The following is a 15,592-nucleotide window of genomic DNA, read 5'->3' as shown; positions in this document are numbered from 1 at the left end:
ATTTGATATGGCCACTTTACGGGGGCGTCAGGGCGTCCGCGCGGCCAGCCATGGCGATGGCGGCCGATGCGGCTAGCGGACCCGCCCCGCATGATGCCGCAGGAAGTGCTCGACGATGCCTTGCAGCGCGAATTCGGCGCTCGCCTGGCGGATCTGGTTGCGGCTGCCGCTGAACCGGCGTGTCGCGGTGTAGACGATGGGGCTGGCGTCGGCCGGTCCCGTCTTGAAGACCCAGGCGTAGCACTGCGTGCCGGCGGGAATGCGGTCGTCGGTGGCGTCGGTGACGCCGGTGTTGGCCACCGCGACGTTGGCGGGGCTCTTGCGGGCCGCGCCCAGCGCCATGTCGCGCGCCACGGCTTCGCTGGTGAGGTTGTGGCGCGCCAGCGTCGATTGCGGCACGCCCAGGCAGCGCCGCTTGGCCGCCACCGAGTACACCACGAAGGCGCAGTCGAGCAGGCCGCCCGCGCCGGGAATGTCGGCCAGGGTGGCCGCGATCAGCCCGGCGGTGCAGGACTCGGCCGTGACCAGGGTCAATTGGTGTTCGTGCATGAACAGGGCGACGCGCTCGATGGTGTTCATCCGCAGGCTTCCACAGGCGATGCCGGGGGGCGCAGCAATTGGCGTGCCGGCGGGGCCGGCCGGGCCAATGCCGCGCGGGCACGCCAATTGCTGCGAAGCTCGCTTATGCTGGTGCCTGGGGCGTGCGCGGCAGCCACGATCCCTGGCATGCAGGCGGTCAACCGATACAGTGGACGGGGCGGCAATGACGCCCCGCGGGAGAGCGGCATCATGGCGACGCGAACCATCTGGAAAGGGGCGATTTCATTCGGGCTGGTGCATATCCCGGTGGGGCTGCACACGGCGACGACTGAATCGGGCGTGGATTTCGACTGGCTCGACAAGCGTTCGATGGACCCGGTCGGCTACAAGCGCATCAACAAGCGCACCGGCAAGGAAATCGACAAGGACAATATCGTCAAGGGCGTGGAGTACGAGGACGGCCAGTACGTCATCATTTCCCCGGACGAGATCGCCGAGGCCTACCCGCGCACCACGCAGACCATCGAGATCCAGCAGTTCGTGGATGCCGGCGAGGTGTCGTTCGTGTACCTGGAGCGGCCCTATTACGTGGCGCCGATCAACAAGGGCCAGAAGGTGTATGCCTTGCTGCGCGACACGCTGGCCAAGGCCGGCAAGATCGGCATCGCCAAGGTGGTGATCCAGACCAAGCAGCACCTGGCCGCGCTCATTCCGTCGGGCGATGCGCTGGTGCTGAACCTGATGCGCTGGGGCGACGAGGTCAAGTCCACCGAGGACCTGGACCTGCCCAAGGCGGGCGCCAAGGCCTCAGCGCCCAGCGCCAGCGAGCTGAAGATGGCGCGCATGCTGGTGGACGACATGTCGGGCCAGTGGGATCCGGAACAGTACAAGGACGAATTCAAGGCCGCGGTCATGGACCTGGTGGCCCGCAAGGTCAAGGCCGGCAAGACCGAGACGGTGATCGAGCCGCGGGAGGAAACGCCCGCCTATGCCGATAATGTCATCGACCTGACCGAACTGCTGCAACGCAGCCTGAAGGGACGCTCGTCCGGGAAGGCCGCGAACGGGGCGGGGAATGGAACGGGCAATGCGACGGCCAAGGGCAAGGCCGCGGCGAAGAAGACCGCGAAGAAGGCAGCCGCCCGGCCGGCGAAGAAGAAAGCGGCGGGCGCCAAGGCGGCCAAGACCCGCAAGGCGGCGTGACCATGGCCGATACCCTGGCGAAATACCGCGCCAAGCGCAATTTCAATGTGACGTCGGAGCCGGCCGAAGGCGGCCAGGCCAACGAGGCGGCGCGCGCCTTCGTGATCCAGAAGCACTGGGCCAGCCGCCTGCACTACGACTTCCGGCTGGAACTGGATGGCGCCATGAAGAGCTGGGCCGTACCCAAGGGGCCCAGCTACGACCCGTCGGTCAAGCGCATGGCCGTGCAGGTGGAGGACCACCCGATCGCCTACAACCGTTTCGAGGGCGAGATCCCCAAGGGCCAGTACGGCGCCGGCAAGGTGATCATCTGGGACCGGGGCACCTGGGCGCCGGTGGGCGATCCCGCCGACGGCTACCGGCGCGGCCATCTCAAGTTCGACCTGCATGGCGTCAAGATGCGCGGACGCTGGGCGCTGATCCGCATGAAGGGCCGCGAGTCGGAAAAGCAGCCGCCCTGGCTGCTGGTCAAGGACCGCGACGAACACGCCCGCGCCGAAAGCGAATTCAGCGTGGTGGACGAGCAGCCCGACAGCGTGGCCACGCCGCCGCGGACGGGCGCGCGGGCCGTGCCCGCCGCGGCGCCCGGGGCGCGGCCGGATGCGGCCGCATCGCCGTCAGCATCGCCGTCATCGTCCGCGCCGCCGTCGTCGGACGCCGGGGCAGCGGGCCTGCCGGGCGAGGCGGCGCCCTTGCCGGAGCTGCTCAAGCCGCAATTGGCCACGCTGGTGGAAGGCGTGCCGCGCCAGGCCGGCGATGACTGGATCTACGAGATGAAGTTCGACGGCTACCGTCTGCTGGCGCGGCTGCGGGACGGCCAGGTGCGCCTGTACACGCGCAACGGCCACGACTGGGGGCCGAAGCTGCCGCACCTGGCGCGGGCGCTGCAGCGCCTGCCGCTGCCCGACGCCTGGATCGACGGCGAGATCGTGATGCTGGCCGACAACGGCGCGCCCAGCTTCCAGGCGCTGCAGAATGCCTTCGACGGCGAACGCACCGACGGCATCCTGTTCTACGCGTTCGACCTGCCCTACGTCACCGGCCGCGACCTGCGCCAGGAGCCGCTGCGCGTGCGCCGCGCGGTGCTGGCGCGGGTCATGGAGGCCGCAGGCGGCGATCCGCTGCGCTTTAGCGAAGCCTTCGACGCGGCGCCGGCGGACCTGGTGGCCTCGGCCTGCAAGATGGGGCTGGAGGGCATCATCGCCAAGCGCCTGTCCGCGCCCTACGTATCGCGCCGCAGCGACAGCTGGGTCAAGCTCAAGTGCGCCCGCCGGCAGGAATTCGTCATTGCCGGCTATACCGATCCCAAGGGCGCGCGGGTGGGGCTGGGCGCGCTGCTGCTGGCGTACCACGACGAGGAAGGCGGGCTGGTCTACGCCGGCAAGGTCGGCACCGGGTTTGACGACATGGGCCTGGCGGCGCTGCAACGCCGCCTGAGCGCCCTGGAAACGGAGCGGCCCGCCGTCAAGGCGGCCGGCATTGGCCGCGGCGTCCATTGGGTGCGTCCCGAGCTGGTGGCGGAAGTGTCGTTCGGCGAGTGGACCGCTTCGGGGCATGTGCGCCACCCCGTGTTCCGCGGCTTGCGCACCGACAAGCCGGCGCGGGCGATCACCAGGGAGGCGGCGATGGGGGCCGATACGATGCAGTCCGACAATGCGGCCGGCAAGACCGGCAAAGCCAAGACAGGCAAAGCCAAGCCCGGCAACGCCAGGACTGGCAAAGCCAAGGCGGGCAAGGCCAAGCCAGGCGCCGGCAAGCTGACCCACCCGGAACGCATCATCGATCCGTCCACGGGGCTGACCAAGCTGGACCTGGCGCGTTACGACGGGCTGGTGGCGCCGCTGCTGCTGCGGCACCTGAAGGACCGGCCCGTTTCCTTTCTGCGCGCCCCGTCCGGCCTGAAGGGCGAGTTCTTTTTCCAGAAGCACCTGGAGGCGCCGATGCCGGGCGTGCGGCCGCTGCCGCAGGAACTGGACCCGGATCATCCGCCCTTGATGGAGGTCCCGACGCCGCAGGCGATCATGTCGGCGGCGCAGATGAACGTGGTCGAGTTCCACACCTGGAACGCGGTGAAAAGCGCGATCGACAAGCCCGACCGCATGCTGTTCGACCTGGACCCGGGCGAAGGCGTGGCCTGGCCGTCGATGCAGCAGGCGGCGCGGCTGGTCCACGTGATGCTGCGCGAAATCGGTTTGCGCAGCTGGCTCAAGACCAGCGGCGGCAAGGGCCTGCACGTGGTGGTGCCGCTGCGCCGGCAATACGACTGGGACACGGTCAAGGCGTTCTCGCAGGCCATCGTGCAACACCTGGCGCGCACGCTGCCGCAGGTGTTCGTGGCCAAGAGCGGGCCGAAGAACCGCGTCGGCAGGATCTTCGCCGACTACCTGCGCAACGGCTTCGGCGCCACGACGGTGGCAGCCTGGTCGGCGCGCGCGCGGCCGGGCATGGGGGTGTCGGTGCCGCTGGCCTGGGACGAGCTGGACGAGGTCCGGTCCAGCGACCAGTGGACCATCGCCAACATCCACACCCGCCTGGATGTGGGCGACGCGCCCTGGGACGACTACACGCCGCAGGCGCTGGGCCCAGCTATGAAGGCGATGGACTTCAAGCCGGATTCGGGCGGGTAGGGCGCCTCGGCGCCCGGCATTTTGCGACGCAGTGACGGAAACGACCTGTCCGGAAGGCCCCGCGCGAGCGCTCGCAGGGAAAGATTGTGGCAGTCTGGTGGAGTGATGAGGTGACATCCGCCTCGTGCTTGCATCGGATTTGAAAATACGTCATTGACGTATAAAATGGTAATGGAATTCATAGAAACACCGTTGTTCACCAAGCAGATCGCCACGCTGCTTTCCGACGACGAATATCGGGGCCTGCAGAATCTCCTGATTGAAGATCCTCAGCGTGGCGCGCTCCTCAAAGGTGGCGCAGGGATCCGCAAATTGCGCTATGGTCGGAAAGGATCGGGGAAAAGCGGTGGCATCCGTGCGATCTACTACTGGATGTCCCGGGACCACACGATCTACATGCTTCTCGCCTACCCCAAGTCACGCAAGGATGCGCTCTCTCCGGAAGAGACCGCCATCCTGGCCGCGAAAGTGAAGGAACTTTGATATGGGCAAGAAAATCCAGACAAATGCGGTGCAGCCGTCCGTGTTTGAAATGTTGAGCGAAAGCCTGGATCAGGCACGGGCGATCCGCAGGGGACAGCTGGCGCCCGGACGCGTCACCAAGCTGGAGCCCATCGATGTTCGCGCAATCCGCGAACGCGTCCAGATGTCGCAAGCCGATTTTGCTGCAGCCATCCACGTCAGTAAGCGTACGCTTCAGAATTGGGAACAACGACACAGAAGTCCCACCGGCCCCGCTATCGCTTTACTCAGAATCGTCGAGCGCGCGCCCGATTTGGCGGTCAAGGTGTTGCAGTCGGCCTAGGTCCCGCAGATATGGCGCGCCCCGACCCCATTGACCGGCGCCGGCGCCGGTCAATGGGGTCGGGGCTTGGGGCTGGCGGCCTACTCGGCTCCCGCCGGCGCCAGTTCCGCTTCGGCCCGGGCGCGCGTGCCGATGCCGAACACCTGCGCGACGATGCCCATGGCGACGATGACGCCGGCCAGGATCGAGGTGTAGACCACTTCGTTGCGGTAGGTGCCTTCGATCACCATGGTGACGAGCGCTGCGACAATGCAGACGATCACCGCGTACGTCAGCCACGGAAACAGCCACATCCTGAATTCCAGCCGCACGCCGCGCGCCTGCAGGCGCTGGCGCATGCGCAGCTGCGAGAAGGCGATGGCCAGGTAGACGAACAGCGCGATGGTGCCCGTGGCCTGCATCAGGACGTCATAGACGTCCATCTTCGAGGTGGCCATCATCCAGACCGCGGCGAAGGCGAACAGGCTGGAGATGAGCACGCCCACATACGGCGTGCCGGTCTTGCGCCCGGTGATCTGCATGACGCGATGGGCGTCGCCGCGCCGGGCGAGCGAATAGAGCATGCGCGAGGCGGTGTACAGCGCCGAATTGAAGCAGCTGCATACCGAGGTCAGCACGATGAAGTTGACGATAAGTTGCGCGTGCGGGATGCCCAGCGCGTCGAGCGCGACGTTGTAGGTGCCCTGGGTCGGCTCCGTGAGGCCCGGCGCGTTGTACGGCACCAGGCAGACCACGATGAAGATCGATCCCACGTAGAACAGGCAGATGCGCCACACCACCGAGCGCGTGGTCTTGATGATCTCGCGGCCCGGGTCGGCCGATTCGGCGGCGGCCACGGTGACGATCTCGGCGCCGATGAAGGCGAACATCACGCCCAGCAGGGCCACCACCACGGACTTCGGGCCGTTGGGCATGAAGCCCTGGCTGGTCAGGTGGCTCCATCCCTTGGCGTCGCCCCACGGCCACAGGTGCGCCAGCGCCAGGCTGCCCATGACCAGGAACAGCACGATGGCCACCACCTTGACGAGCGCGAACCAGAATTCGAATTCGCCGTAGTTGCGCACGTTCAGGAAGTTGACGACCAGCAGCGATACGGTCACCAGGAGCGCATAGCCCCAGGCCGGCACCAGCGGGAACCAGCCGTGCAGGATCTGCCCGGCGACGTAGGCCTCCCAGCCCATCAGCAGGGCCCAGAAGTACCAGTAGAGCCAGCCGATGGTGAAGCCCGCCCAGCGCCCGATGGCGCGATCGGCATAGGTCGAGAACGAGCCGGTGTCCGGCTGCGCCACCGCCATCTCGCCCAGCATGCGCATGGCCAGGATGACCAGTATGCCGCCGCCGACATAGGCCAGGATGACGGCGGGGCCGGCCAGGGCGATCTGCTTGCCGGAGCCGACGAACAGCGCCGCGCCGATCACGCCGGCGATGGACATCATCGTGAGGTGGCGGGATTTCAGGCCGCCCTTGAGTTCGGTATTGGGGGTGTTTGCCAACTGTCTTCTCCTCTCCGGATGCGCGGGGGCCATGGCGCGTCCGCCATCGGAATGGAAAAGAGGCATGTCCCCTGCCGGTTTATCGCTTTTGGGCGCACTGCTTCGGGCGTATCGCGCCCGGCACTGCGCCTACGAGCATACGCCCGGCGGGGCCGTCGTTGCCATTCATGCCATGTCCTGTTGCAAGTGCGAGCATCTGTTGCTTGGACAGGGGTTACTTTGCAATCACGCATAACGCGACGGGGCTATCGCGCAGCAGGTCGGCCAGGTCCCAGGCGGTATCGGCATGCCGCGACGACAGCAGCTCCAGCAGCGGGCGCGGCATATCGTCCGGCGGCAGCAGGCGGGTGCCGGACCAATGGGCGCTGGCCGTCGCGGCGTCGGCCAGCGCATAGCCGGCGATCGCCGTGGCGCACAGGCGCGGCACGACGACCAGCATGGCCTGGTCCTCATGGCGCCGCAGGAAGGCCAGCACATGTTGCGCGCGCGGTCCCTGCGCGGCAACGGCTTGCAGCGTGCCGTCGCGCAATAGCGCGGGATGGCGCGCGCGCAGGGCCAGCGCGCGCTGGATCAGCGCCTGCTTGACCGCGCCGCTGCGCCATGCGGCGGCGCCGGTGTCGATGGCGGCGTCGCCGCGTGGCGCGGCGGCCAGCAGGGCCGCGCGCGCGGCATAGTCGACCGGCCGGCGATTGTCGGGATCGACCAGGCTGAAATCCCACAGGTCGGCGCCCTGGTACAGGTCGGGCACGCCGGGCAGGGTATTGCGCAGCAGGGTCTGGGCCAGGCTGTTGATCAGCCCGGCGGGCGCCAGCCGCAGCGCATAGGCGGCGATCTCGCGCAACAGCGCCTGGCCGTCGGTGGTCGTCGACAGGGCGTCGAGCGCTTGCGCGGCGGCGTCTTCATAGGGGGCGTCGGGCGCGGTCCAGCGCGTGTGCAACTTGGCCTCGCGCAGGGCCTTCACCTGCCACTGCGCCACGCGCGCCAGGTAGGCGCCGACCGCGTCGGGACGGGCGGCGATATCATCGGGCGCAAGGTCGAGCGGCCAGGCGCCGACCAGCGTCTGCAGCAACAGATAGCGGTCGGCGCGCGTGGGCATGCCGTCGCGGGCGGGCAGGCGTTCGATCCAGTCGCGGGCGGTGGCGATCCAGTCTTGCGGGATTTCGCTCAGCGCCGCCAGGCGGCAGCGGCTGTCTTCGCCGCGTTTGTGGTCGTGGGTGGCGGTGGCCAGCATGGCGTCGGGATGGCTGGCGGTCCGCGCGGCGCAGGCGTCGAGAAAGGCTTCGGGTTGCAGCGCGAAGCCCGCGGGACTGGCGCCAACCTCGTTGCGCGAGAGCAGCGGACCGTAGCGATAGAACAGCGTGTCTTCCAGCGCCTTGGCGGCCAGCGGCGGTGTCAGCTGTTGGAAGTGGCGCAGGGCGCGGGCGCGCGCGTTGCGCACGGCGTTGGCCGCGTTCTCGTCCTGGGGCTGGCCGGGCGCGCCGTCCAGCCATTGGTCCAGCAGGCGCAGCAGGCGGTCGTCGGGGCTGCCGGGGGCGGCCCCCAGCGCGCTGCCGGCGGCGGCCAGCGCCGCGCGCCAATGGCTCGCGTCGGCGCCGCCGCGCCCGCCGTCCTCCGCGTAGCTGCGGTACGCGGGAAACGCCGCCAGCAAGGCCGTCACGGCGCGATCGATCGCCGGCGCGGCCCAGTCGCGGGTGCGCAGGTCCAGGCGCGCCACGCGCGTCAGCGCGCGTACCAGCACCAGCCGTTCGGCGGCGAAGTGGCGCGCCAGCATGAGTTCGCGGGCGCCGCGCAGCTGCGCCGACGGCGTCCGGGTGTCGCCGCTCAGGGCCTGCCAGAATTGCGCCAGCGGTTCACGCGCGGCGGGCGCGTGCAGCAGCGCGCCGACCTGGTCCATGAAGTCATAGCCGGTGGTGCCGTCGGCGGCCCAGCGCGGGTCGATGCGCTCGTCATCGGCCAGGATCTTTTCCACGACCAGATAGGGTTCGGTGGCCAGGCCGGCCCGCGCGCGCGCGGGCGCCGCCTGGGCCAGCGCCGCGCGCAACCGGCGCAGGTAGGCGCCCGGCGCGGCCAGGCCGTCGATGTGGTCGATGCGCAGCCCGTCGAGCAGGCCTTCGCGGTACAGGCGCAGGGGCAGAGCGTGCACGGCATCGAATACGACGTCGTCCTCGACCCGCACGCCAACCAGCTCGTGGATTTCGAAGAAGCGCCGCCAGTTGATCTGGTCGGGCGCGGTGCGCCACCAGGCCAGGCGGTAATGCTGGCGTTCCAGCAACTGGTGCAGGCGGCGCCGGCCGGGCATTGTGTCCGGCGCATGCGCGGCGCACGTGCGCGCGGGGCTTTGCACCGGCAAGGGCGCTTCGGCCAGGGGATAGCGCTGGCCGCCCACCACGATGGTGTAACCCTGGGCGCGGTCGTGCGCCAGGACGATGGCGCCGGCGTCCAGGCATTCGCCGTACGGATCGGGCAGCACCGGCAGCAATACCTTGCCGCGCAGGGCGGGGTCGGGGGCGCGCCAGTCGATGTCGAAGCAGCGCGAATGGGGGCTGCGTTCGCCGTAGCGCAGCACGTCGGCCCACCAGGGGTTGGAGACGTCGGCGGCCATGTGGTTGGGCACGATGTCGGCGATCAATCCCATGCCGTGGGCGCGGGCCTCGTCCGCCAGGCGCCGAAGGGCGGCCTCGCCGCCCAGTTCCGGGCTGACCTGGCCATGGTCGATGACATCGTAGCCGTGGGTGGAGCCGGCGCGCGCGCGCGTGACGGGCGACAGGTACAGGTGGCTGATGCCCAGGTCGGCCAGGTAGGCGACCTGGGCGCGCGCGTCGTCCAGGGTGTAGCCGGCATGCAGCTGCAGGCGGGCGGTGGCGCGCGGGCGCAAGGGCGCCCGCGTGGCGGACGGGTTGGCGCCGTTCATGGCTTGCGCCCTCGCAGGGACCGCAGCGGCGCCAGCCGCTCGCGCGCGGCGGGCGCCTCCAGGCAATTGGCGGCGGCCAGCGGCTGGCGCTGGCGCCAGTTGGGATGGCGGCTGTCGGCGCCCGGCAGATTGGGCTGGTCGACCATGCCGGTGGCGTCTTCCAGCGGCACCAGGGCCAAGGGGCACGGCGCCGCCGCCACATAGGCCAGCAGCGTAGCCGCGGGGACCTGTTCCGGCGCGGGTTCGGGCGGCTGGTGGGCATGCGCGCGCACGGCCTGCCACAAGCTTTCGCGATCGGCGGCGCGCGCGGCGCGCAGGTCGGCCGCGCTTTCCTGCGGGCCCAGAAGATCCAGGCTGGCGCGCCAGTCGATGTCGCGGCCGCGCCACCAGCCTGCCAGCGTGGGCAGGTCGTGGGTCGTGGTCATGGCCGCGGCCTGCGCGGGCCAGGTGCCCGGCGCCGTGAACGCGGCGGGCGAGGGCGCGGCGGACGCTTCGCGCATGAACCACAGCACGTCCATGCCCAGCAGGCCGTGTTCGCGCAGCGCGTCGTCGAAGCCCTCGGGCACGGTGCCCAGGTTCTCGCCGATCATCAGCGCCCGGTGGCGCCAGGCCTCCAGCGCCGTCAGGCGCAGCAGCGTGCGCAGCGGATAACGCAGATAGGCGCCGTCGGCCGCCGCCGCCCCGTCCGGAATCAGCCACAGGCGCGCCATGCCCAGGATATGGTCGATGCGCAGCCCGCCCGCCTGCGCCAGGCCGGCGCGCAGCAGGGCAATGAAGGCGGCGTAGCCCGATTCGCGCAGCGCCTGGGGCGACAGGGCGGTCAGGCCCCAGGCCTGGCCCAAGGGGTTGTGGATATCGGGCGGGGCGCCCACGCCGGCGCGCCGCATCAGGTCGGCCTGGTGGCTCCAGGCGTGGCTGCCAGCGGGGCTGGCGCCGATCGCCAGGTCCGCGATCAAGCCGATGCGCATGCCGGCGCCGCGGGCTGCCTGCTGCGCCTGCGACAGGCTGACGGCGGCCAGCCATTGCGTGAATTGATGAAAGTCCAGTTCACCCGCCTGCGCCTGGGCGAAGCCGCGGGTCTCGTTCGAGCGCGGGTCGCGCAGCCCGTCGGGCCAGGCGGTCCAGCTGCGCGGCGCGCCGGGCAGTTGCGCAAGGTTCTCGTGCAGCGCCTCGAACAGCGCGTGGTCGCGCAGGTCCTGGCCGCCGGCGCGGCAGAATGCCTGCAGCGCCTGGCGCTGGTCCTCGGTGGCCGTCTGCTGGAAACCGCGGTGCAACTCGCGCAACAGCCGCTGGCGCGCCCGCGCGGCCTGGGGCCAATCGATCAGGTCGCGTTGTTCCAGCGCGTGCAGCGCCTGTTGCGCCGCCGGCCCCATGCGCGCAAGCGCCGCGCGCACGGCCTCGGCGCCGAGCACGGCGGCGGGATCGGCGTACAGCGTATTCAGGAACAGCCGGCTGGAGGGCGAGTAGGGGCTGTATTGGCCGGGGTCGGCGGCAAACATGGCGTGCACCGGACTCATGGCCAGCGCGTCGGCGCCTGCCGCGCCGGCGCTGATGGCCAGGTCGCGCAGGGCGCCGAAGTCGCCGAAGCCATGGGTCGCCTGGACGGGATCGGCGGCCTGCCGCCGCAGGCTGTAGACCTGCGCGGCCAGGCCCCATGCGCGCGGCTCGGGTTCGTCCAGCAACAGGGAGGGCGGCGGCGCGCTGGCCGGCGCCACCGCCAGGGTGGTGACGCCGCCCGGCAGCGCCAGCGTGTAGTAGCCGGGCACCGTGGGCAGGATGAGTTCTGGCATGCCGGCCGCGTCCGTGGTGGTGTGGCCGGCCAGGGCGCGGGCATGCGCGGCGCTGATTTCGTAGGCGCCGGCGCAGGCGGGCGGCAGCCGCAGCCTGCCCCCGGCTACCGCGACCATCATCGCGGGCAGCCGGGCCTGGCTGCGGGCCGCGGCCAGCCGCGCGTGGCTGTCGCGGATATCGGCCTCGCTGTCGGCGGGCAGGTCCATCGCGCGCAGCAGGGCGCGCAAGGTGTCAGGCGCGACCGCGCGCGGCTGCTGGCGCGCGTCGGTCCAATGCTCGGCCAGGCCGGCGGCCATGGCCAGCGCCGAGAGCGTGGCGCTCATGCGGCGTCCTCCAGCAGGTACACCGCGCTGTCGCCGCACACGCTGCCCGTGGCCAGCGCGGCACAGGCGCCGGGCAATGATTCGAACAGCAGGTCGGCAAACCCCCCGCTGGGCGCCAACGATTGCGGCAGGGGTTCGGGCGCTGCGCCCAGGTTGGCGTACAGCGTCAGCACCGCGCCATCGCCCAGGCGCCAGCGCGCGTGCACGCCGCGTTCGCCCAGCGCCAGCGCGCCCAGGCTGGCGGCGCCGCGCAGGCGCGGCGCCAGCGCGCGCTGGCGCAAATGCAGCAGCGCGCGATAGTAGGTGAGCCAGGTCTTGGCGTCATCGTCCTGTTCCTCCGTCCAGGGCTGGCTGCGCGCGTAGGTGGCGGGATCATCGGGATCGGGCAGCGTGGCGGCGTCGGTGCCGCTGAATTCGGCGAAGGACGAGAACTCGCGCCGCCGGCCCTCGCGCACCGCTTGCGCCAGGGCCGGATCCGTGTGGCTGGTGAAATACAGGAACGGCGATTCGCTGCCGATTTCCTCGCCCATGAAGATCAGCGGGATCTGGGGCGACAGCAATTGCAGCGCCACCGCCGCGCGCAGCCGGTCGGCCGACGGCACCAGCCGGGTCAGGCGGTCGCCGTGGGCGCGGTTGCCGGTCTGGTCGTGGTTCTGCAGGAACAGGACGAAGGCCGTGGGCGGCAGATGGGCGCTGGGTTCGCCGCGCGGCCGGCCGCCGCGGTGGGCGCTGGGCTGGCCTTGATAGAGCCAGCCCTGTTCCAGGCAGCGCGCCAGCGCCTCGGATGGCTGCGCCGCATAGTCGGCGTAGTAGCCTTGGGACTCGCCGGTCAGCAGGTGATGCAGGACATGGTGCGCGTCGTCGTTCCATTGCGCGTCGTAGCCCGCCTGCAGCAGCGACGCGCGATTGTCGTCGTTCTCCAGCACCAGGTGGACGTGGCGTCCGGGCAACTGGCCGCGCACGTGCTGCGCCAGTTCCTCCAGCCAGCCATGGCCGGCGATGGCGTGCACCGCGTCCAGCCGCAGGCCGTCGAAACGGTACTCGCCGAGCCAATGCAGGGCATTCTCGGCGAAATAGCGGCGCACCGCCGCCTGGCGAAAATCGATGGCCGCGCCCCAGGGGGTTTGGATATCGTCGCGAAAGAACGGCGCGGCGTAGCTGGCCAGGAAATTGCCATCCGGGCCGAAGTGGTTGTAGACCACGTCCAGCATGACGCCCAGGCCCAGGCCATGGGCGCTGTCGATCAGCGCCTTCAGGTCGTCGGGAGAGCCGTAGGCGGTGTCGGGCGCATAGGGCAGGACGCCGTCGTAGCCCCAGTTGCGGGGTCCGGGGAAGTCCGCCAGCGGCATCAGTTCGAGCAGGGTGACGCCCAGTTCGGCCAGCGCCGGCAGGCGCTGGCGCAGGCCGGCGTAGCCGCCCGCCAGCCCGGCGTGGACTTCGTACAGCACGGTCTCCTCCCATGGCCGCCCGCGCCAGCCCGGATGCCGCCAGGGATAGGCGTCGGCGCCGGTGACGATGCTGGCGCCGTGCACGTCGTCCTGCTGCAGGCGCGAGGCGGGATCCGGCACCAGGGTGCCGTCGCCGAGACGATAGCGGTAGCGCGTGCCGGCGCCGCAATCGACGTCCACCTGGGCGTAGCCTTGCGCGTCGGGGTGCAGCGCGATGGGCGCGCGTCCCTCGATCACCAGCGCCAGCCCGGGCGCGGCCGTCGGCGCCCACAGGCGAAAGCGGGTGCGGCCGTCGGGCAAGGGCAGGGCGCCGAAGGAGAAAGGTTCGGGCCAGGCGCTCATGATGCTTGTCCGGGGACGGGCGCGGCGGCCAGCAGCAGCAGGCTTTGGGCCTGCACCGTGACTTCGGCGCCATGGACCGGCGCCGCCGCGGCCGGCGCGGACGAGTCCAGTTCGCGTATCCAGGCCAGCGTCGGCGACGGCAGGGTGAACGGCTGCGCTTCGCTGCCCGGATTGAGCAGCAGCAGCGTGACGTCGGCGCTGCCGTCCTCGCGCAGGGCGGCGCGCCGCAGGGCCATGGCCTTGGCGCCGGCGTCCTCCCAGGATGCCGGTTCGATGGGGTGGCCGTCGGGGTTGAACCAGTCGATGGCGGCCACGCCCGGACAGATCTCGCGCGCGGCATCGCCGTAGCGGGCCGCGCGCAGCGCCGGGTGGCCGCGCCGCAGCGCCAGCGCGCGCGCCACCATCTGGCTCAAGGCGCGGCCTTCATCGCTTTGGGCCTGCGTCCAGTCCAGCCAGGACAGCGGGTTGTCCTGGCAGTAGGCGTTGTTGTTGCCCTCCTGGCTGTTGCCGAATTCGTCGCCGGCCAGCAGCATCGGGGTGCCATCGGACAGGCACAGCGTCGCCAGCAGCGCGCGCTGCACGCGGGCGCGGCGCTCCAGCACCGCTTCATCGGTGCTCGGGCCTTCCTCGCCCCAGTTGCTGCTGTAGTTCTCGGGATGGCCGTCGTCGCCGTTTTCGCCGTTGGCCTCGTTGTGCCGGCCGTCGTAGCTGACCACGTCGCGCACGGTGAAGCCGTCGTGCGAGGCCACGAAATTGACGCTGGCCCAGGGGCGGCGGTGGCGGCGGTCGAATACGTCGCGCGAACCGGTCAGCCGGGCCGCCATGTCGCCGCGCTGGCCGTCGTCCCCGCGCCAGTAGCGCCGCACCGTATCGCGGTAGCGATCGTTCCATTCGGCGAAGCCGGGCGGATGGTTGCCCAGCTGATAGCCGTCCGGGCCGATGTCCCACGGCTCGGAAATGAGCTTGGCATGCGCCAGCTCCGGGTCCTGCAGCAGGGCGTCGAAGAAGCCCGAGCCGGGATCGAAGCCGGTGCCTTCCCGCCCCAGGGTGACGCCCAGGTCGAAGCGGAAGCCGTCCACGCCGTAGGAACGCACCCAGTAGCGCAGCGAGTCGGTCACCATCTGCAGCACCCGGGGGTGCGACAGGTTGACCGTATTGCCGCAGCCGGTGTCGTTGATGTAGTGGCGTTCCTCGCCCGGAACCAGGCGGTAGTAGCTGGCGTTGTCCAGGCCGCGCCAGGACAGCGTGGGGCCCAGCTCGTTGCCTTCGCAGGTATGGTTGTAGACCACGTCCAGGATGACCTCCAGGCCGGCCGCGTGCAGCCGCCGGATGGCCTGGCGCAGGTCGTTGGGCCCGTGCTGCAGATAGGAGGGTTCGGGCGCGAAGAACGAGAGCGTGTTGTAGCCCCAATAGTTGCGCAGTCCGCGTTCGAGCAGGAAGCGGTCCTGCAGGAACGCGTGCACCGGCAGCAGTTCGACGGCGGTGACGCCCAGGCGTTGCAGGTGTTCGATGAAGCGCGGGTCGGCCAGCGCGGCGCTGGTGCCGCGCAGCGGCTGGCGCAGGTCCTCGCGCTGCATCGAGGCGCCGCGCAGGTGGACTTCGTAGATGACGCTGTCGCTCCAGCCGGTGCGCGGGGGCTTGCTGTTGCCCCAGTTGAAGGGCAGGTCCTCGGCGACCACCGCCTTGGGCATGGCGGGCGCGCTGTCGCGGCGGTCCATCGTCAGGTCGGCGCGGGCGTGGTTCAGGCGGTAGCCGAACAGCGCGTCGCTCCAGTTCACGGGGCCGGTCAGCTGGCGCGCGTACGGGTCCAGCAGCAGCTTGTGCGGATTGAAGCGATGGCCGTTGCGCGGGTCGTACGGGCCGTGGGCCCGCAAACCGTAGACCAGCCCGGGCTGGGCGTCGGGCAGGTAGCCGTGCCAGATCTCGTCGGTGCACTCCGGCAGTTCGAAGCGGCGCAGTTCCTTGCGGCCGCGGCTGTCGAACACGCACACCTCGATGCGCGTGGCGTTGGCCGAGAAAACGGCGAAGTTCACGCCCAGGCCATCGCTGGCGGCGCCGAGCGGATAGGGCTGGCCGGCAGTCATGCGGGTCAACAGAGAGGGATCCATG

Annotated in this window: 10 protein-coding genes; 4 read left to right on the top strand and 6 right to left on the bottom strand. The window is 70.4% G+C overall.

The genetic code is table 11. The features are described from left to right. Window positions 1–72: 72 nt before the first annotated feature. On the bottom strand, window positions 73–579 hold the full coding sequence (locus ACVN9Z_RS27190) for a CinA family protein (protein WP_054498627.1): 507 nt from the start codon (window positions 577–579) through the stop codon (window positions 73–75). A gap of 210 nt (window positions 580–789) precedes the next feature. Between ACVN9Z_RS27190 and ku the strand changes: the two genes are divergently transcribed. The 4 genes from ku (at window position 790) to nadS (ending at window position 5,175) form a co-directional block, all read left to right on the top strand. Next, window positions 790–1,743: a non-homologous end joining protein Ku gene (ku, locus tag ACVN9Z_RS27185; RefSeq protein WP_026383298.1), complete on the top strand. Its 954-nt coding sequence runs from the start codon at window positions 790–792 to the stop codon at window positions 1,741–1,743. A 2-nt stretch (window positions 1,744–1,745) separates the two neighbouring features. Then, window positions 1,746–4,370, top strand: coding sequence for a DNA ligase D (gene ligD, locus ACVN9Z_RS27180; protein ID WP_458212864.1), 2,625 nt, complete (start codon window positions 1,746–1,748; stop codon window positions 4,368–4,370). Between the two features lie 171 nt (window positions 4,371–4,541). After that, the gene (locus ACVN9Z_RS27175) at window positions 4,542–4,853 is read left to right on the top strand and encodes a type II toxin-antitoxin system RelE/ParE family toxin (RefSeq protein WP_026383296.1); all 312 of its coding nucleotides are present in this window, start codon (window positions 4,542–4,544) and stop codon (window positions 4,851–4,853) included. 1 nt (window position 4,854) lies between these two features. Next, complete coding sequence (gene nadS, locus ACVN9Z_RS27170) at window positions 4,855–5,175, top strand: NadS family protein (RefSeq protein ID WP_047991369.1); 321 nt, start codon at window positions 4,855–4,857, stop codon at window positions 5,173–5,175. A gap of 80 nt (window positions 5,176–5,255) precedes the next feature. Here the strand turns inward: nadS and ACVN9Z_RS27165 are convergent, their stop codons facing one another. From ACVN9Z_RS27165 to glgX, 5 genes are all read right to left on the bottom strand, one after another. Continuing rightward, window positions 5,256–6,701, bottom strand: a complete 1,446-nt coding sequence (locus ACVN9Z_RS27165; RefSeq protein WP_049055625.1) for an amino acid permease — start codon at window positions 6,699–6,701, stop codon at window positions 5,256–5,258. Window positions 6,702–6,882: 181 nt separating this feature from the next. Then, window positions 6,883–9,579, bottom strand: coding sequence for a malto-oligosyltrehalose synthase (gene treY, locus ACVN9Z_RS27160; protein WP_458212863.1), 2,697 nt, complete (start codon window positions 9,577–9,579; stop codon window positions 6,883–6,885). Next, entirely contained in the window at window positions 9,576–11,693 is a 2,118-nt protein-coding gene (malQ, locus tag ACVN9Z_RS27155) for a 4-alpha-glucanotransferase (RefSeq protein ID WP_458212862.1), read from the bottom strand. The genes treY and malQ overlap by 4 nt, the downstream gene beginning before the upstream one ends. After that, window positions 11,690–13,483 (bottom strand): malto-oligosyltrehalose trehalohydrolase, encoded by a 1,794-nt coding sequence (gene treZ, locus ACVN9Z_RS27150; RefSeq protein WP_458212861.1) that lies wholly within the window; start codon window positions 13,481–13,483, stop codon window positions 11,690–11,692. Before treZ ends, malQ begins: the two co-directional genes overlap by 4 nt. Then, window positions 13,480–15,591: a glycogen debranching protein GlgX gene (gene glgX / locus ACVN9Z_RS27145; protein ID WP_458212860.1), complete on the bottom strand. Its 2,112-nt coding sequence runs from the start codon at window positions 15,589–15,591 to the stop codon at window positions 13,480–13,482. Before glgX ends, treZ begins: the two co-directional genes overlap by 4 nt. Window position 15,592 lies beyond the last annotated feature (1 nt).

Source organism: Achromobacter sp. KK8, assembly GCF_054188005.1.
This window is presented reverse-complemented; position numbering and strand designations above follow the sequence as displayed.